Annotated in this window: 16 protein-coding genes and 1 pseudogene; all 17 read right to left on the bottom strand. The window is 35.7% G+C overall.

Annotation, left to right across the window (positions count from 1 at the left end):
• Window positions 1-108 precede the first annotated feature (108 nt).
• The 17 genes and pseudogenes from BKP35_RS15915 to BKP35_RS15835 all read right to left on the bottom strand — a co-directional run bounded on the left by BKP35_RS15915 (window position 109) and on the right by BKP35_RS15835 (window position 19,162).
• Entirely contained in the window at window positions 109-984 is an 876-nt protein-coding gene (locus BKP35_RS15915; protein ID WP_071314354.1) for a helix-turn-helix domain-containing protein, read from the bottom strand.
• A gap of 18 nt (window positions 985-1,002) precedes the next feature.
• A complete protein-coding gene (locus BKP35_RS15910; RefSeq protein WP_071314353.1) occupies window positions 1,003-1,776 on the bottom strand; it encodes a DUF3388 domain-containing protein in 774 nt (257 codons plus the stop codon).
• A gap of 440 nt (window positions 1,777-2,216) precedes the next feature.
• Window positions 2,217-2,474 (bottom strand): DUF3243 domain-containing protein, encoded by a 258-nt coding sequence (locus tag BKP35_RS15905; RefSeq protein ID WP_071314352.1) that lies wholly within the window; start codon window positions 2,472-2,474, stop codon window positions 2,217-2,219.
• Between the two features lie 189 nt (window positions 2,475-2,663).
• Window positions 2,664-3,380 (bottom strand): elongation factor P 5-aminopentanone reductase, encoded by a 717-nt coding sequence (ymfI, locus tag BKP35_RS15900; protein WP_071314351.1) that lies wholly within the window; start codon window positions 3,378-3,380, stop codon window positions 2,664-2,666.
• A gap of 36 nt (window positions 3,381-3,416) precedes the next feature.
• Window positions 3,417-4,700 (bottom strand): EF-P 5-aminopentanol modification-associated protein YfmH, encoded by a 1,284-nt coding sequence (gene yfmH / locus BKP35_RS15895; RefSeq protein WP_071314350.1) that lies wholly within the window; start codon window positions 4,698-4,700, stop codon window positions 3,417-3,419.
• A gap of 3 nt (window positions 4,701-4,703) precedes the next feature.
• The gene (gene yfmF / locus BKP35_RS15890) at window positions 4,704-5,984 is read right to left on the bottom strand and encodes an EF-P 5-aminopentanol modification-associated protein YfmF (protein WP_071314349.1); all 1,281 of its coding nucleotides are present in this window, start codon (window positions 5,982-5,984) and stop codon (window positions 4,704-4,706) included.
• Between the two features lie 321 nt (window positions 5,985-6,305).
• Window positions 6,306-7,026, bottom strand: a pseudogene (locus BKP35_RS15885) (GntR family transcriptional regulator).
• Between the two features lie 137 nt (window positions 7,027-7,163).
• Complete coding sequence (locus BKP35_RS15880) at window positions 7,164-9,509, bottom strand: DNA translocase FtsK (protein ID WP_071314348.1); 2,346 nt, start codon at window positions 9,507-9,509, stop codon at window positions 7,164-7,166.
• A gap of 177 nt (window positions 9,510-9,686) precedes the next feature.
• The gene (locus tag BKP35_RS15875) at window positions 9,687-9,896 is read right to left on the bottom strand and encodes a YlzJ-like family protein (RefSeq protein WP_071314347.1); all 210 of its coding nucleotides are present in this window, start codon (window positions 9,894-9,896) and stop codon (window positions 9,687-9,689) included.
• Window positions 9,893-10,627: a ClpP family protease gene (locus BKP35_RS15870; protein ID WP_071314346.1), complete on the bottom strand. Its 735-nt coding sequence runs from the start codon at window positions 10,625-10,627 to the stop codon at window positions 9,893-9,895. Before BKP35_RS15870 ends, BKP35_RS15875 begins: the two co-directional genes overlap by 4 nt.
• A gap of 563 nt (window positions 10,628-11,190) precedes the next feature.
• Window positions 11,191-12,858: a ribonuclease J gene (locus BKP35_RS15865; protein WP_071314345.1), complete on the bottom strand. Its 1,668-nt coding sequence runs from the start codon at window positions 12,856-12,858 to the stop codon at window positions 11,191-11,193.
• Window positions 12,859-13,283: 425 nt separating this feature from the next.
• Window positions 13,284-14,147, bottom strand: a complete 864-nt coding sequence (gene dapA, locus BKP35_RS15860) for a 4-hydroxy-tetrahydrodipicolinate synthase (protein WP_281244260.1) — start codon at window positions 14,145-14,147, stop codon at window positions 13,284-13,286.
• A 39-nt stretch (window positions 14,148-14,186) separates the two neighbouring features.
• Window positions 14,187-15,410: an aspartate kinase gene (dapG, locus tag BKP35_RS15855; RefSeq protein WP_071314344.1), complete on the bottom strand. Its 1,224-nt coding sequence runs from the start codon at window positions 15,408-15,410 to the stop codon at window positions 14,187-14,189.
• Between the two features lie 441 nt (window positions 15,411-15,851).
• On the bottom strand, window positions 15,852-16,901 hold the full coding sequence (locus BKP35_RS15850) for an aspartate-semialdehyde dehydrogenase (protein WP_071314343.1): 1,050 nt from the start codon (window positions 16,899-16,901) through the stop codon (window positions 15,852-15,854).
• A gap of 228 nt (window positions 16,902-17,129) precedes the next feature.
• Window positions 17,130-17,726: a dipicolinate synthase subunit B gene (locus tag BKP35_RS15845; protein WP_071314342.1), complete on the bottom strand. Its 597-nt coding sequence runs from the start codon at window positions 17,724-17,726 to the stop codon at window positions 17,130-17,132.
• Entirely contained in the window at window positions 17,723-18,625 is a 903-nt protein-coding gene (gene dpaA / locus BKP35_RS15840) for a dipicolinic acid synthetase subunit A (protein ID WP_071314341.1), read from the bottom strand. The genes BKP35_RS15845 and dpaA overlap by 4 nt, the downstream gene beginning before the upstream one ends.
• Window positions 18,626-18,919: 294 nt before the next feature.
• A complete protein-coding gene (locus tag BKP35_RS15835; RefSeq protein WP_071314340.1) occupies window positions 18,920-19,162 on the bottom strand; it encodes a YlmC/YmxH family sporulation protein in 243 nt (80 codons plus the stop codon).
• Between the last annotated feature and the right edge of the window lie 59 nt (window positions 19,163-19,221).

Below are 19,221 nucleotides of genomic sequence, written 5' to 3'. Positions count from 1 at the left end.
TAAACCAACGATGTGTAATCTTAGCTAATTTTCACAAGAAAAGCGCAAGGCGCCCGCCTATTTGACTTTAAAAAGAGCCATCTTTAGATGACTCAATTTTCACATTTGTTATTCAGCATCTTCTTCAATGAAATGGAAAGTAACTTTTTGGTGAACGATATCTAAAGGGAACTCAAAATATTCGTCATTTATATATAAGTTCACCTTGTCGGATGCACCGAAATTAAACTGGATCGTTTCTTCTTCTGAAAAGTCGAATTGTAATGTTTCTCCACCATCTACATTCGCTGCATGAAAAGTCTTTCCTTTCCGGTTATCAATACCAATATAACTTTTGCCGTCTAGTTCGATCCTAAAAGTAAACTCTGTTGCATTGATTAAATTGTAGATTGTTTCATTTCTTTTAGTTTCGATTAATTCTAACTCTTGTTTTGGAACTTCTTCAACAATTTCTTCTACTTCTTCCTCCTCAACCTCAATTTCAGTTTCTTCCTCTTCTTGAGGGTTGAGTGCATCCTCATCTCGGCCACCTTCAACTGGCGACTCTACAATGTTATCAGATGGCAACTCATTCTCTAAAGCGGTATCACTATCATTTTGAAGGAAGTACCAAACTCCTATTAATATAGAAACAATGAAAATCACCGCAACAAAAGAGGGCAATAGAGCTAAAATTTGACGGGTTTTCTTTGTTGCTTGAGCTTTACGCGACCGAACCCTGGGTGGTATCTCGCTAACTTGTTTATTAGTTGCAGGTAGCTCATTGGCATATTCGTCAAAAAGCTCATCTGGATCAATCCCTACCGCTTCAGCATAACTTTTAACAAAAGCTCTTGCATAAAACGGTCCAGGTAATGTATCTAATTTACCTTCTTCAATTGATTGTAAATACCGTTTTTGAATTTTCGTAATCTCTTGAAGCTCTTCTAACGTTAGTTTCTTTTCTTCCCTTGCACTTTTTAGTCGTAGCCCTAACTCTGACAATGCTAACACCTACCAACTTTAACTAATATCAAATGAGGAAAATCCTGAATCAATAACCTCATAAGTAATCTTCTCATCGTGGTTATTTCTTAATTCTATTATGTAATCAAAATCGTCCAATGTATACTCTGTTTCTCTTACAAAAATATCGGGATGTTCAATAACCTTTGTTGAAGCTATTCGCATAACTTCGTCAACGAGCATGCGATGTTTTTCTGTTGCTCTCATCGTCGTAACAATTCCGTCGATAATGTATATATTATTATCCGTCAATTCGTCATCAGCTAATTGACTTCTAATCGTTTGTCGAAGTAAGGTTGAAGAAATAAACGCCCAACGCTTATTTGCACAAACACTTGCAGCAACAATCGATTCCGTCTTTCCAACTCGAGGCATCCCTCTAATCCCGATAAGTTTATGTCCTTCTTTTTTAAATAGTTCAGCCATAAAATCGACAAGTATCCCTAATTCATCACGGACGAAACGAAAGACTTTCTTTTCATCACTATCTCGTTCAATAAAGTGACCATGTCTCACCGCTAAGCGATCGCGAAGTTTCGGCTCCCTCACTTTAGTAATCGAAATATTATCCATCGTGTTTAATATCGTTGTTAGACGTTGAATTTGAATATCGTCTTCACTTCGAATTAACATTCCACGTCTCATATGGTCGACCCCATTAATCGTGACGATATTAATGGAGAGCATTCCTAATAGCGTTGCAATATCCCCTAACAATCCAGGGCGGTTTTTATGTATTTGATACTCTAAATACCATTCCTTTTTTGTCATCGTTACTCCTTTCTTTTAACAGTTAAGTTAGAAAAGCACAAGTGCTTCGGTCCCCGTCATCAAATAGGAAGTGATCTATTAGACGTTACTTTTGTTAAAAACAAAAAAATTGTAGAAAAAAATAAAAATCCCTTTTTTATATCATAATTCATTTTTTTTATGAATGAAAGTGATAATTGTATGATATTTTAAATAGGAAGAAATAAATTCAAAAAACATCAAAATTCCCTAGTTAAACCTTTAATTTTAACAAATAAATTCTTCTTTTTAATAGAATGAATTTCATTACCAAAAATGAGCCGCATCACGCAATATATAATTTGCGAATGGTATTGACGCAACTATATATTGATCTTAGTGGCGAGTATAATGAATTATGAAATTCATTGAATAAGAAAAAAAATGGGGTGTTGCAGCTATTGCAACACCCTAGTAATTAACTACATTCCTTGATTGTTTTGAACTAACTTAACCATCATATTAGCAATAGCATGTTGTTCTTCTTCAGAAGCAACATTCCAAAGGTCTGCTAACACACGTTCTTGCTCATTTTTCGGATCAACTTGCTGTGCTAAGTATTCTCCTACTTGATAAGCAACATCACTGATGACTTGTTGGCTCATACCTTCTTGCTGTGCTTGTTGCATACGATCGCCTAAAAAGCCTTTCCATTGTTCCCAGTTATCTAATACAGACATTGTTGTTGTCCCTCCTTGTTTTTAACTTCGGTTTTATTTTGTCAAAAGAAGAGCGAAAATATACGAGTATTTTTTCTTGACTAATAATGTCAATATATATTCAATAACAGGAAACAATTTTTAAGCGACAGTTTCGACACTAAAAAAGGGCCATTTATTTTACTTCATAAGACTTTCAATATTTTTTTGTTAACAATACCAAGCCCCATTTATACTTATAATCTGTCCGTTTATATAATTACTTTTATTAGAAGTCAAAAAAACAACTAAATCGGCAACCTCGTTTGGTGAGCCTAGTCTCCCCATGGGTATTTCACCACAAAGAGTGTCAATTTCCTCTTCAGAAAAATCCTCTAACATATTCGTTGCAATCGCCCCGGGAGCTATCCCATTTACTCGTATTCCACTAGGAGCTACTTCTTTGGCGAGGGCTTTAACAAACGTATTTTGCCCACCTTTTACCATTGAATATAAAACTTCACAAGATGCGCCAGTTAATCCCCAAATAGATGAAATGACGATAATATTACCTGCTTTATTTTCGATCATTGTCGGTAATAGTGCTTTTGTTATTAGAAACGGACTAGTAACAGAGTGTTGAACAATTTCTTCTATTTGAACATCTGTCATGTCTGTCACTAATCCAACATAGCTCGTGCCACTATTTAAAATGAGACTATCTATCGGATGGTGAATAGACTGAATCATTTTTTCTACGCCAGCTTTTTTCGATAAATCAGCTTTTATTTTCCAAACGTTCACTTCTTTAATTTGTTTTATTAATTCATTAACAGTTTGTTCATTTTCGTGATAATGCAAGTATAAATTATAACCTTTATTTGCTAATTGTAATGCTATTTCACGGCCGATACCACCACTTGCACCTGTAATTAAAGCACACTTCAATTTCCCCTCAACCTTTACTCATTTTTTTATACTGCTTTACTTAGGTAATACTTGGCATACGGTAAACATTTCAGGATCAAAATGCTCTTTCATTTTTTGTTCTAGCTCCTCGACCGTTAGTTCTTCAAGCACCTCTACAACATCAAACAAATTCATTTCGTTAAATTGATACCTTGTAAATTGATTGGCAATAAACTCTGGAGAATTTAAAGAGCGCATATACGCTCCAATTTTTTTCTTGATTGCCCGCTCAAATACTTTTTTATCTAAAGGCGTATTAACGAAAGACTGAATTAATTTTTCAAGACTAGTAACTAAGCGATCAGGCTCTGTCGTATCGCCACCGATAATTGAAAATCCAAAACCAAGCTCAGCCGAATAATCAAATGAGAAAGTGTTGTCAATCAATCCTTCATTATATAATTGTTCATAGTTGTTTGAACTCTGACCTAGCATAATATCCAACAGAATATTAATCGCTAGCTCATGTTTTAACAACTCATTTCCTTGTCTGTTTGGATTCTTCTCTTTAAAACCAACTAAACATTTTGGTGTTTGAACAGACATTCGAATAACTTCTTTCTTTTTTGCCACTTTATCTGGCTCGGAATCAAAAATACGTTGAATATCTCCCATTTCTTTAAACGTCTTTTTACCTTGATTTTTCTTTACGAGCTCAATAATTTGATTAGGTTCAAGGGAACCGACAACAAATAAAACCATATTTTTCGGGTGGTAAAACGTTTCATAACACGTATAAAGTAAATCTTTCGTTATTTTATCAATTGATTCAATCGTACCGGCTATATCAATCTTCACTGGGTGATTTTTGTACATATTCTCAATCACGCCAAAGTAAACTCGCCAATCTGAATTATCATCATACATCGTGATTTCCTGATTGATAATCCCTTTTTCTTTTTCAACACTTTCTTCGGTAAAGTAAGGGTGTTGTACAAAATCTAACAGTGTCTGAAGATTTTTTTCGATTTCCGAAGTACTGGAAAATAAATAAGCTGTACGCGTAAAACTTGTAAATGCATTCGCTGAAGCACCTTGTTTACTAAAAAGTTGAAAAACGTCTCCTTCTTCATCTTCAAACATTTTATGTTCTAAAAAATGAGCAATCCCATCAGGAACCTTCAAAGCCTCTTCTTCCCCAATCGGTACGAAGTGATTATCGATGGAACCATATTTTGTCGTAAACGTTGCGTATGTTTTATTAAATCCTTGTTTCGGTAAAATATACACTTCAAGTCCGTTCTCTAGAGTATCATGATATAACGTTTCATTTAATTGTTCGAATACAATTTTCTCCATTTGTTATTCCTCCTTTCCTTTTAAAAAGTATATCGTATCTAACTGAATCTGCTCTGCCACTTTAACAATATCCTCTTTCTTGACATTATCAATTCCTGTTAACCAATCACTAACAGAACGTGTTTTATTAGCAATACTATTATGATAAAGCAATTCTACATGACCTTTAGCTACGTCTATCGTTTCGAGCACCTGATTTTTCAACACTGCTTTTGTCTGAACAATTTCTTCATCCGTAAAGTCCCCGTTTTGCATACTTCCTAGCTGCTCTTTAATAATCGAAACAGCTTGATCATATTTGCTAAATTCGATTCCTGACATCACCATTAAAATCCCTTTATGACTTTCGTAACGCGAGGAAGCATAATAAGCTAAGCTCGCTTTTTCACGGACGTTTATGAATAACTTTGAATGAGAAAAACCACCGAAAATACCGTTAAACATCTGCATTGCAAAGTAATCATCATCATTAAATGTCGTATTCGTTCTAAAGCCAATATGGAGCTTTCCTTGCTTTATATCTTGCTCTTCAAAAACAACATTTTCTTTTGAAACCTCTTGCTTTTGCTTATTTTCCACTGAATTAGTAATCGGTTTACGATCACCTTCAAAAACAAAATAGTTTTGAACCATTCGATTTATATCACTGTTATTTACATCACCTACAACAAACAAGTCAAACGAATCATTTGTCAGCATTGAATTATATTGTTCAAACAACTCTCCTTCGGTAATCGCATCAAGCTCATCTTCATAACCCCATACACTAAGACCATACGGCTCATCTTTACACATTTCTTCGGTGACACGCATATTCGCATAACGAAGTTTATCATCAAAGATCGATTGAATTTGCTGTTTTAAATTACGTTTTTCATTTGTGACTACTTGAGATTTAAATACCCCGGACTCTAAAGTTGGATGCAATATAATGTCAGCCAACAGCTTGATCGCCTCTTCTAAAAGAGGAGTTTTATCTTTTAAGAAATTTTCATTCGATACATCCATCCTAAATGATAAAATTTGATTTTCGCCTTTTTTACCAACATCTACAGAGAGGGTCGCACCGTACAGTTCATCTAAATAACTACGAATTGCTTTCCTTGTAGGAAAACGCTCAGTTCCATTTTGCAATATATAAGGTAAAAGCGCTCGCTTTGTAACCGCTTCCCTTACTAAGGGGGATTTAATATGTAATACAATCGTATTTGTTTTGTATTTTTTTGTTTCAACAACGTGAAGATTGATCCCATTAACTTCGGTTTCTTTCACTTCATTATTCATATTTTCCTCACTCCTTCACTTGTTTAAGCTCTTCTTTTAAATTTAGACATAAAGTCGATATTATCTGCCATATATTATTCCCTAAAATTGTAATATTTAAAGAAATAATATCATAAAAACTTCATAAATAGCTCGATACCACCATATTTCATGGGAAAATTCGGTATACTGACGAGCATCGTTCACGAAATCATCCGCCTTTTTTCAAACAAAACCCTCATGGCGGTAGCCCTCCACCATCTAACATAGAAATTCGCGCGAGGGTCCTAACCAACTTTCAAACAAAAAGAGACCCTTGGAATATGGATCTCTATTGTTAGTCTATACACGTTTTCGTAATACATGAAACTTAAATTTATCTGCACGAAAATAATTTATGGAATAAAGAATTGGTCGTTCTTCTTCGTCATAATGCATTTGTTTCAAAACTAATAACGAAGACTCAGGATCACATGATAAAATTTCAGACACTTTTTCATGAAAACCTAGAGGTTCAATTTGTGTAATCGCATATGCGATGGTTGTACCAGCTTTTTCAAGTCGATCAAAAATCGATTGCTCGTGATGTGATTCATCATGTGGTAAATATATTTTTGGAACTTTATCTAAAACAATAAACAACTGGCTCACCGTCAGCTGTTCGAACCCTCTCAACGACGGTTAGCTCTTCTAGCTCATCTAATTGAAATCGCTCACAGTCATCATTGGTGGTCATTTCAATATTCGATGATAAAAATATCGTTCCCGGTTTTTGATTCCCACGTTTGATCATTTCTGTAATACTAAATAACTCCTCTATTCCAGAACTAAATAATGGTTTACTACAAATAAATGTCCCGACACCATGACGCCTTATAATAATATTCTCATCTTCCAAAATTCTTAAAGCTTCACGAAGAGTTGCACGACTAATTCCAAGTTGCTTCGATAACTCAAACTCAGAAGGAAGCCTCTGTCCCGCTTCGTATACCCCTGCTTCAATATCACTTTTGATCTTATCAATTACTTGTAAATACAATGGTCTATGATCAGCCTTTATCACAACATCACCCCCTAACGAGAAAAGCGCATGCGCCTTGGAGCTAGAAAGCTCTCCAACTTCAAAAATTTAAATATACACCAACGTTTTATTATCTACTACTATTATTTATCAAAAGCTATGCATTATGTCTTCACTTTTCATCCTGATGAAACATCATCTTCAGCTTTTTTTGAAATAAGTACTTCCCTAGGTTTACTTCCTTCATATGGACCAACAATCCCACGCGCTTCCATTTCATCAATTAAACGAGCTGCCCGTGTATATCCAATCCTAAATCTACGTTGTAACATCGAAACTGATGCCGTGTTCATTTCCACAACTAAATCAACGGCCGATTCATACAGGTCATCGGCAACTTCTGTAGTTACTTGTTCTTCATCTTGTGGAATCATTTCTTCTTGATACTGGGCCTTCTGCTGAGCAATAACGTAATTAACAACATTTTCAACTTCGTCATCTGATAGAAATGCCCCTTGAACACGTATTGGTTTTGAAGCCCCAACAGGTAAAAATAACATGTCTCCTCTTCCTAATAGTTTCTCTGCTCCCCCCATATCAAGGATCGTTCTTGAATCTGTTTGTGAGGAAACCCCGAAAGCTATTCTCGAAGGAATATTCGCTTTAATTACCCCTGTAATAACATCTACCGAAGGTCGTTGAGTCGCTATAATTAAATGAATACCTGCAGCTCGAGCCATCTGGGCAAGTCTCGTGATACAATCTTCTACATCACTAGAGGCAACCATCATTAAATCTGCGAGCTCGTCCACAATAACGACAATGTACGGTAGTAATGGTTGTTTTGCTTCACTATTTTCATTTTCATTTTTGATTAACGTATTATAACCCTCGATGTTTCTTGTTCCTGTGTGTGCAAACAGTTCATAACGACGTTCCATTTCATTAACAACTTTCTTTAGCGCTTGTGATGCTTTTTTCGGTTCAGTAACAACCGGCGCTAATAAATGGGGAATCCCGTTATAAACATTTAGTTCTACCATCTTTGGATCAATCATCATTAGTTTTACTTCATGAGGCTTTGCCCTCATCAAAATACTAACAATGATCCCATTAATACACACACTTTTTCCACTACCAGTAGCACCGGCAACTAATAAATGGGGCATTTTGTTCAACTCAGCCAAAATAGGGTCGCCAGAAATATCTCTTCCTAACCCAATTAAAAGTTTAGGAGCATCTGCTAATGAGCTAGTTGCATCTAAAACTTCTTTTAAAGTAACAATAGCAACTTCTTGATTAGGAACCTCAATACCTATCGCAGATTTACCTGGAATTGGTGCTTCAATACGAATATCTTTAGCAGCTAATGCTAATGCTAAGTCATCTGCAAGATTAACGATTTTACTAACTTTCACGCCGATATTAGGATAAACTTCATATTTCGTAACAGCTGGTCCTAAGTGAACTTTAGCCACCTTAGCTTTCACTCCAAAGCTTTCTAACGTTTGTTCAAGCTTTTTAGCATTTCCAGAAATATGTTGCCGTTCTTGAAACTGGTTATTTTTTTTGGGGCTATGTAGTAACTCTAATGTTGGTATAATATAATTTTCATTCGTTTCTTCTACAACGATCAATGGCGCTTTTCTTGTTGGAACAGCGTCCATTTCAACAGTATCTTCAACACCGCCACCGGGAGTAGTTTCATTTTCAGTAGGAACATTTTCAGCTGTGTCAGATTCATAGGAAGACTTACTAGTAAAATCATAAATAATAGGTTCCGGTTCTCTTGAATCGTTATCAGATGATTTCCCACTCTCACCATTTACAACTACAGTAGGAGTTGTGTTTTGTTTCTGCTCTTGTTTTTTCTCTTCCCATTTGTTTACAAATTTCTGTTTAACATTTAATAAATACTGTTTTATTTTGTCATTAACAGTGGTGAATGCAGAACCAAAACGAGTAATAAAACTTAAAGTTAAATCAGTTATTGATTTTCCAGTAATTAAAATAATGCCCGTTAAAATAATAAATAATGAAAAAACAATCGTCCCACTCGCAGCAAATAAAAAATGAGAAATAGCAAAACCTACTGCCCCAATCATTCCTCCACCTAAATCTGTAATGGCGGTGTCACCCGTCAATTGTAACCAATATAATTCCCAAGTGTTGCGGATAACCGATCGGTCAACAAACTCCCCTTGTTGTGAAAAAAGATCAAATAAACGAATGTGACTTAATAAGACAATCGCAAAAATGAGCAAATAAACACCAATAAGTCTTCTCGTTAAAAAGTTCGGAATTTCTCTTTTAATCATTAAGTAAAGTGAAGTTACAAATAAACCGATCGTTATGACTACGTGCCATTCACCTAGAAAAAATCTAAACAAATGAGTCAACCCTATTCCGACACTTCCAAGTTTCGCAAAAGCAACTGAAGCGAGTACGATAAGGAATAATCCGATAAGTTCAAAGGTTAGCTGTTTCTTCCACTCTACTTTCTTTTGTTTTTTTCTTCTAGCCATTGTTTCACCTCTATAGGCTAATTATCTATATATTTTCAAGTTACTGTCATAAGAACTTTATTGAATGAAGAAGCAGCCGTATTAACGGCTGCTAAATATGCTAGTTCTTTCTTGAATATGCTTATTATACCATAATAACAACTTTAATAACTAGAAGAAATGTTGGTAAAGTAAGGTTTATAACAAAGAAATCATTTTTCCTGGTGTATAACTTTCATTTAAATAAGCAAAAGGATCGGAGCTAATAAGGCGCACGACTCTAAGTTCATGATCAGATACTTGTTCTACTATTAATTGACCTTCATTAATATCGAGCGTCATTTGCTTTGCGTGTGTATTTTCCTCAGGGAAAATAGCTTCTTGGGGAACCGTTGTATACAAAATCATTGCACCAACTCTCCTCCTTCACTTCCTTTTCTTTCTTCAATTAATTCATTTAATTTTTTAATGGCTTGTCCAAGACCTCCGACTTCATTTATCATTCCATACTTTACTGCATCAGGACCTACAACATTAGTACCGATATCTCTTGTTAAATTGCCTTTAGAAAACATTAATTCCTTAAACTTATCTTCGGTAATTGTGGAATTTTTAGTTACAAAATTAATGACTCTTTCTTGCATTTTATCTAAATATTCAAATGTTTGCGGAACACCGATAACTAAGCCTGTTAACCTAACTGGATGAATTGTCATCGTTGCCGTTTCAGCTATGTAGCTATAATCGGACGCAACAGCAATTGGCACACCAATAGAATGTCCACCACCAAGCACTAAAGTAACTGTCGGTTTTGACATCGATGCTATCATTTCAGCCATCGCTAAACCTGCCTCTACATCTCCACCTACAGTGTTTAGGATAACGAGCATACCTTCAAGTTTTTGGTTTTGTTCTGCAGCAACTAGTTGCGGAATAATATGTTCATACTTTGTCGTTTTATTTTGTGGTGGCAATTGCATATGTCCCTCTACCTGTCCAATAATAGTAACGACATGTATATTGGATTGCTCCATTTGCGGAACGTTCGTTTGACCTAGTTGTTGTATTTTTTCTACGACACTTGATTGTTTTTGCCCTTTTTGATCATCTGGTTGTGTTTCTTGCATACGGTAATCCATTTATATCCTCCTCTTTTAAAAAGCTATTCATAGTATGAGGAGAGTTGAATGTAATTATGAATTTTTGTTTAGAAATGTGCTTAATTTCATACATATCATTCATGACGATTAATAGTCATCATCGAACATGTAAAGGGAGGGTGCTTTTTTCATACAAAACACTCATGTCGGACATTCCGCCACCATTTATTATGGAAAAGGCGAATGATTTCCTTCACTTCGCTTTGACCTTCTTGCGAATCTCAAAGGCAAGTAACTGACTTCGATTACACCTTGAGACACATCGAAGCAGAAGCTTCATGTAGCTTTGCGACGAGGAAGCCCGCTACGAAGCGTTACTAGCAGACGCAGGAGCATCGTTCACGAAATCTTTCGCCTTTTTTCATACAAAACTCTCATGGCGGCATGCCGGCCGTCACCATCTGAGATGTATATTCAATGGTTTTTTCCAACTTTCCAACTAACCAACAACCCAACTTTCATAAAAAAAGAAGGCTTCCATATTTGAAGCTTATAAAAAACTTCATTTAGGACACCTTCGTACATTTCAGCTTTTAAATTACTTACACTTCCATAATAATTGGTAAAATCATCGGTCTGCGTCTTGTTTGTTCAAAGAGGAAGCGACTAAGCGCGTCTCTTATATTGCTTTTTAACGCAGACCATTCATTAATATTATCATCGATACATTTATTAAGCGTTACTGTCACCAGCTTATTCGCTTCTTCTAATAATGTTTCACTTTCTCGTACGTATACAAAACCTCTTGAAATAATATCTGGTCCAGAGACAATTGCATTATTTGCTTTGTTTAATGTTACAACAACAACTAATATTCCGTCTTTTGAAAGCAAGCGTCGGTCTCTTAATACTATATTTCCAACGTCACCAATACCAATTCCATCGATAAGAACATTGCCTGAATGAACTTTCCCATTAATTCTTGCTTCATTATTCGTAAACTCTACGACATCACCTTTGTCGATTAAAAAAGTATGCTCCTTTTTTACACCACATGTATGTGCAAGTTGACTATGAATATGTTGCATGCGAAACTCACCATGAATAGGAATAAAATACTTTGGTTTCATTAAATTTAGCATCAGCTTTAATTCTTCTTGACAACCGTGTCCCGTAGTATGAACGTTTTTTTGTCCAAAAACTACTTCTGCTCCGGTGCGATAAAGTAAGTCAACAATTTTTGTTACCGACTTTTCGTTCCCCGGGATCGGTGTTGCAGAAATAATAATTGTGTCAGTAGGTCTTATCGCAATTTGTTTATGAGCCCCTTTAGCCATTCGTGAAAGGGCTGACATCGGTTCTCCTTGACTACCCGTTGTTAAGATTGTAAGTTCGTCATCTTCATATCGTTCAACATCCTGTATTTTTATTAATGTATCAGTTGGTACGTTCAAATACCCTAATTCAATAGCGATCGAAACGATCTTTTCCATACTCCGACCCGATACGGCTACTTTCCGCTTCGTAGAAATGGAAGCATTAACGACTTGTTGAATACGGTGAATGTTCGAAGCAAAGGTGGCTACAATGACCCTCCCTTTAGCCGTGTAAAATGCATCGGTAATTCCTTGCCCTATTGCACTCTCAGAGACAGACACACCTGGCCTTTCCGCATTTGTACTGTCAGAAAGTAAGCATAACACTCCGTTTTCTCCAATCTCAGCCATTTTTCCTATATCAGAATAAACACCATCCACTGGATTTTGATCAAACTTAAAATCTCCTGTATGAACAATTGACCCTTGGTTTGTCTCAATACATACGCCAACAGAATCGGGAATACTGTGATTAGTTCTAAAGATATTAACTGTTGTCGTACCAATGATTAGTTTCGTTTTATTATTTATGATTTTAAAATCAACATTTTTATCTAAGCCATTTTCCTTTAGCTTTTCCTTGACAATTCCGAGAGTTAATTTCGTCCCGTAGAGTGGCACATTTAGCTGCTTTATTACATACGGAACAGCACCGATATGATCTTCATGACCGTGTGTTAAAATAATCCCTTTAACTCTATGTTTGTTTTCTAATAAATAAGATATATCTGGTATGACAACATCTACCCCAAGCATATCATCATCAGGGAACATTAGGCCTGAATCGATCACAATAAGGTCGTCACCCACCTCAATAACATACATGTTTTTTCCGATTTCTCCTACACCGCCCAAAGAAAAAACACGTACTTTTTCTAAACCTTGCTTTGTCAATTTAATTGTTCCTCCCAAATTTACTTTTTCTAATTCTTTCTTCCGATTAAAAAATTCTGATAGTTTTAGCTAACTGAGTGAATTTCATAATCAACAAAATGAGCCACATCACGCAATATATAGTTTGCGAATGGTTTTAACGCAACTATATATTGATCTTAGTGGCGAGAATAATGAATTATAATATTCATTATTCTATGCTTAGCTTAGCCAAACCGAATAATCTATTATATATTGTTTAATCCGAACTAATCACTTGTTTGTAGTATAACTTATGTTCCAAAGAGAACACAAGAATATTTATGTAGAAGTGGAAAATATTTTTCTAGCAAAATAAAAAGGAACCATGCTTTCTTATACTTTTACTAAGTATAAAAATAATCTAGGTTCCTTTGTCGTCTATTTGATTAAATGCTCATAAAATATTACTTGATAATTTTTGCTAGCTGTTCCTTTTCAATTTCTGTTAGTGGGATCAATGGTAACCTTACTCCGCCTACATTGAGTCCTTTTAGGGCTAATGCGGCTTTTACAGGGCTCGGGTTTGGTGCGATAAATAAAGATTTCATTATTGGCAACAGTTGTTGATGCAGTTTTGCTGCTTCCTCTATTTCACCATTATTATATGCTGTAACCATTTGTTTCATTTCCTTACCTATTACATGTGCTGCAACAGAAACGATACCATGACCACCTACAGCCAGGAGTGGTAAAGTCAAACTATCATCTCCACTGTATACATAAAAATCATCAGAAGTATTAGAAATAATCGCTGTAACTTGGTCTAAGTTCCCACTAGCTTCTTTCATAGCAACGATGTTTTTGATTTTCGATAACTCAACAACAAGGTCTGCTGACATGTTTACGATACACCGCCCAGGAATATTATAGAGCATTACCGGTAATGTTGTACTATCTGCAATTGCTTTAAAATGTGCATACATCCCTTGTTGAGAAGGTTTATTATAATAAGGAGATACGAGCATGACCCCGTCTACCCCTACATTTTCTGCTTGTTTAGTTAACTCGATCGAACCACTCGTATTATTAGTTCCTGTCCCTGCAATTACAGGAATACGACCGGCAACTATTTTAACAGAGTGTTCAAATAGTGCTATTTTTTCACTTGCCGATAACGTAGGAGATTCACCAGTTGTTCCTGCAACAACTAATGCATCCGTTCCAGTATTTATTAAATGTTCAATCAACTCTGTTGTTTTGTCAAAGTCAATTTGCCCATTTTGATCAAAAGGTGTTACCATTGCAGTAACGACTTGCCCAAAGTTCACGTTAATCAATCCTTTCAGATAAATGTTAAACTAGTTGTTTTAGAGGGCCTGATCCAACTTAAAGATTTTATGCAATGCGTTAACTGCTTTTGCTTTATCCTCTTCTTTAACTAAAACCCAAATCGTCGTATGTGAATCTGCAGATTGAAGAATTGAAATATTCTCCTCAGCAAGACTTCCTACAATTTTTGCTGTAACGCCTGGAACTCCTGTCATGCCAGCCCCAATAGCTGAAACTTTTGCACAATTTCTCGTTACCATCGGTTCGTAACCCATCTCTCTTAAAAGTTCGACTGCCCGATCTGTATTTTCATCCATGACCGTGTAAACGACACCCATGAGATTAATATTGATAAAATCAACACTTATACCTTCATTCGCCATCGCCTTAAATACTTGCGATTGTAGATTGTATTGCCCTTCTTTGGCGATCACTTTAATTTGTGAAACATTAGAAACATAAGCAATCCCTGTAACTAATCTTTCTTCTACATCCATGCCTTTTTGTTGTTTTAAGCTTGATGTTACTAACGTACCTTCTAGATCTGAAAACGTAGAGCGAATCCGAATCGGCACTTTTGCATTCATCGCAATTTCTACTGCACGAGGATGAATGACTTTTGCTCCTTGATAAGCCATATTACATATTTCATTATACGTTACTGTATCAATGGGTTTTGCTTCGCTAACAATTCTTGGATCTGCTGTCATTAACCCTTCTACATCCGTAAAGATATCAACCCACTCTGCTTGAATCGCCGCTCCAATAGCGGTTGCTGAAGTGTCACTTCCACCACGACCTAAAGTAGTTAATTCTCCATTTTCTGACATTCCTTGAAATCCTGTAACGACTACACAATCATGTGTAGTTAATTGTTTTAATAATTTATCGCAATTCATTTCAACAATTTTAGCACTAGAAAAGTCCTCATTTGTTCGAAACCCTGCTTGCGCACCTGTCATTGACATCGACTTTAAATTGTGACTTGCTAATAAATTACAAAATACAACCGATGAAATTAATTCTCCACACGACATTAATAAATCAAGTTCTCGTTTTTCTACGAATGTTTCTTCGTGGGCATTTACTAAACTCAGTAGCGTATCTGTCGCATAAGGATCTCCTTTTCTACCGATAGCTGAAACGACAACGACTACTTTATAGCCTTGTTTCACTGCAGATAAAACATGTTGTGCCGCTTGAAATCTAGATTCCTCATCTTTTAATGAGGTCCCACCAAATTTTTGAACGATGACCTTCATGTTACACCTCTTTGTTCCTTATTATTCACATAATTATTTTTAAATTTAATTTAAAGAATTTCATAATTTATTATTACCGCCACTAAGATCAATATATAGTTGCGTCAAAACCATTCGCAAACTAAAATATTGCGTGATGTGGCTCATTTTGATAATTATGAAATTCACTTTTTAATGGCGAAAAAAGAGAAGGCTAACATAAAAGAGCCGATAGCTCACTCAAGATAAACGTATTTGTTTATCAATGATCACCACTCCTTTAAAGATGATGGGCTATTTCGCACTTTTTGTCTGCCTTCCAAAACTTTTTTCAAATTATTATTTTAATTAATGAATTTCATAATTCAATATTATCGCCATTAAGTATCTATAATGTAGTTGCGTCAAACCGTTCGCAACTACCTATAATTTGAAATGGCTCAATTTACGTAATTATGAAATTCACTTTAATAAACCTAATTTTACTAAACTCTCAGAAATTTGAACCGAATTCCAAGCTGCACCTTTTAATAAGTTGTCAGAAACTACCCACAAATGGAACCCTTTCTCATTATCTAAATCTTGACGAATTCGACCAACGAAAACGTCATTTTTATTAACACAATTAACTGCCATAGGATAAATTTGATTTTCAGGGTCATCTTCTAAAACAACCCCTGGAGCTTCTGATAACATAGATTTCATTTCAGAAACTGTTAACCCTGAATTCTCAACTTCAATAAATAATGATTCAGAATGACCTGTTTCGACTGGGATTCTTACACATGTAGCTGCGACTTGTAATTCAGGCATATTCATAATCTTCTTTGTTTCATTAATCATTTTCATTTCTTCAAAAGTAAAACCATTATCTTGGAATTTATCAATTTGCGGAATCGCATTAAACGCGATCTGATAATGCTTTTCATCACTTCCACAAGGTAATATTTCAGGAGTAAATTCCTTACCGTCTAAAATTGCACTCGTTTGCTCTTCCATTTCTTTAATCGCATTAGCACCAGCACCACTTACGGCCTGATATGTTGAAACAATCACTTTTTTCATACCATATTTTTTGCGGATCGGCTCTAATGCCACCACCATTTGAATTGTTGAACAGTTCGGGTTAGCAATGATTCCTTTATGGTTACGGAGTTCTTCTTCATTCACTTCAGGAACAACTAATGGCACTTCTGGGTCCATCCTATAAGCACTCGTATTGTCAACGACAATCGCACCTCTTTTTACAGCTTCAGGTGCTAATGCTTTGGAAATAGAACCACCTGCACTAAATAAAGCGAGTTGCACTCCTTCAAAGCTGTCCGGAGTAGCTTCTTGGATAACAATTTCTTCTCCTTTATATGTTAACTTTTTTCCAGCTGACCTCTTTGAAGAAAGTAAAGTAAGTTTTGAAATTGGGAAATTACGTTGTTCTAAAGTACGGAGCATTTGCTGCCCTACAGCTCCTGTTGCTCCAACTACTGCTACATTTAATCCTGTTTCTGTTGCCATTTTTTAAGGCTCCCTTCTTTTGTTAAAAATAGACCGTTGTGTTAACTGTTTTAAAACGTGGTGTTATGATTCTATTAAATTCCGATGTTATTAACACGTTTAGCCTTACAGTTGTTATTACTTATACTTCATATGAGTATAATCCAATTAGTATGAGTATTATCTTATCATAATCTATTACAATTGAAAACGTTACGTCTATTCTAGGAAGCCTTGATTGGACTAAATCTATGAATCTTTATATTTTTCAATAATAACTGGCTGGAGTTGCCTTCCTTCTATCGCAGCTTCAATTGTATCTTGAAGAGAAGTCATTCTAGCAACTAAAGAGTTTGGTTTTTTGAACGGGTCATCTTGGCCGTAAGGAATAAAATAAATATTTTTTGTAGCCATTAGTTTCATGATATTCATACCGTTTAACCCTAACGCATCATTTGTAGAAATTCCTAACACAACAGGACTTAAATTTCTAAGCGTTGCTTTCGCCGCCATTAACACCGGTGAATCTGTCAGCGCATTGGCAAACTTACTAGCTGACGCTCCTGTTAACGGTGCGATGACCATACAATCTAATGGGGTTTTCGGTCCAAAAGGTTCAGCTTTGACGATTGAATCAACAATTTCTTCATCAGTTATTTCTTTTATTTGCCGAATCCAATCGTCGCTAGGGCCAAACTTAGTATCTGTCGATTTCACTGTATGAGTGACAAATGGCGTTACTTTTGCACCAGCTTCTACTAGCTTCTTCATTTCTGGGATCACTGCACTATAGGTGCAATGTGACCCAGTCAAACCAAATCCAATATGCTTACCTTTTAATGTCATGATTGTTCCTCCTCAATATTGTTTTGTTCTTCAAGCAGCAATTTGGAAAGAACATTGGCAATAATTTTCCCTGCTGTTTTCGGAGCGACAATACCGGGTAATCCGGGAGCGAGTAAAGCTTTAATCCCCCTTTTTTCAGCGTAGCGGAAATCTGTTCCACCTGGCTTTGAAGCCAAATCGACAATGAGTGCACGTGTAGGCATTTTTGAGATGATATTTGCTGTTAAGACTCTTGCAGGAATTGTATTTATACAAACATCGGTTTCTTGAACTTCATTACTAAGATTCGATAATTCAATAGGCTCAAATCCCATTTCATAAATTCGAGCAAGAAGTTCGCTCTCAAGTGCCGCTACCTTTACATCTGCTCCTAACGCATGAAACGCTCTTGCTACACTCATCCCAACTCTGCCAAACCCTAAAACGACAACGTTAGAACGATGAATGGTGATATCTGTATTTTGTATAACCATCATAAGCGTACCTTCCATTGTAGGAACTGAATTATAAATCGCAACATCATCTCGTTCAAAAAGCTCTACAAGTTTTCTGTCGGATTCTTGAACAATTTTTTTCAAGTATTGATTACTAATTCCTGAAAATACATTACATTTGTTAGGGGTATCTTTTAGATGCTCTGCCTTTAGAACAATCTTTTCATTGCTAAAAATTGTTTCTACTTCTCCTTCATTGCTTGTGCCACTTACTGGTAGTACGATAACATCAACGGTTGTAAAATCAACATCCTCAAGTTGTACTTTACTAGCCCCAACAAACCCTTCATCAAGTTGATCAAAGCCAATTAATGAAATTTTTGCATCGAGTTCAATTAGTTTGCGGATCACTTCTAGCTGCCTGGCGTCTCCACCAATTACCGCAACATGTTTCCCTGTTAACATCGTTCCTCCCCTTTCTCACTGTCGTTTCATTTCCTAAACGTTACAGGGGGAATAATTTCTATTTAATTCAAAATCATATTATGTATAAACGCCCTAATCGGTGAATAAGAAGTTAATTTTAAAATATTCAATGAATTTCATAATTCATTATTCTCACCACTAAGATCAATATATAGTTGCGTCAAAACCATTTGCAAACCATATATTTCTTGATGTGGATCATTTTTGGTAATTATGAAATTCACTCATTAAAAAAACTGCCACATTAGTGACAGTTCTTGCTTGCACAACTTCTTACTCTTTATCAACATCAATAATAATCATATCTGTTCCTATTTTAATGATTTGTCTCCAGTGAACGGTGACTTCTTTTTCTTTTTTTCCTCCTAAGCCGAACCACTTCATCGACGGGATGATAAATGACTCAATCTTACCTGTCTCTTCATCAATAACTAAATCTGTTTGTCCTAATACTCCTAGTCGTTCACCTTTATCATAATCGATGATTTCTTTTCCACTAATCTCGCTTAACCTCACTGTTAGTTCCCCCTTCAATTTTTATAGTATTCGAATGCTATGATTACCGGACTTTTGGA

It is taken from the genome of Anaerobacillus arseniciselenatis (assembly GCF_001865995.1).
GTDB classification, from domain to species: Bacteria; Bacillota; Bacilli; order Bacillales; family Anaerobacillaceae; genus Anaerobacillus; species Anaerobacillus arseniciselenatis.
This window is presented reverse-complemented; position numbering and strand designations above follow the sequence as displayed.

Excerpts from the sequence above, each read along its gene's own strand:
- BKP35_RS15910 (WP_071314353.1), bottom strand. The coding sequence starts at position 1,776 with ATGACAAAAAAGGAATGGTATTTAGAGTATCAAATACATAAAAACCGC.
- BKP35_RS15905 (WP_071314352.1), bottom strand. The coding sequence starts at position 2,474 with ATGTCTGTATTAGATAACTGGGAACAATGGAAAGGCTTTTTAGGCGAT.
- yfmH (WP_071314350.1), bottom strand. The coding sequence starts at position 4,700 with ATGGAGAAAATTGTATTCGAACAATTAAATGAAACGTTATATCATGAT.
- yfmF (WP_071314349.1), bottom strand. The coding sequence starts at position 5,984 with ATGAATAATGAAGTGAAAGAAACCGAAGTTAATGGGATCAATCTTCAC.
- BKP35_RS15880 (WP_071314348.1), bottom strand. The coding sequence starts at position 9,509 with ATGGCTAGAAGAAAAAAACAAAAGAAAGTAGAGTGGAAGAAACAGCTA.
- BKP35_RS15875 (WP_071314347.1), bottom strand. The coding sequence starts at position 9,896 with ATGATTTTGTATACAACGGTTCCCCAAGAAGCTATTTTCCCTGAGGAA.
- BKP35_RS15870 (WP_071314346.1), bottom strand. The coding sequence starts at position 10,627 with ATGGATTACCGTATGCAAGAAACACAACCAGATGATCAAAAAGGGCAA.
- dapG (WP_071314344.1), bottom strand. The coding sequence starts at position 15,410 with ATGAAGGTCATCGTTCAAAAATTTGGTGGGACCTCATTAAAAGATGAG.
- BKP35_RS15850 (WP_071314343.1), bottom strand. The coding sequence starts at position 16,901 with ATGGCAACAGAAACAGGATTAAATGTAGCAGTAGTTGGAGCAACAGGA.
- BKP35_RS15845 (WP_071314342.1), bottom strand. The coding sequence starts at position 17,726 with ATGACATTAAAAGGTAAGCATATTGGATTTGGTTTGACTGGGTCACAT.
- dpaA (WP_071314341.1), bottom strand. The coding sequence starts at position 18,625 with ATGTTAACAGGGAAACATGTTGCGGTAATTGGTGGAGACGCCAGGCAG.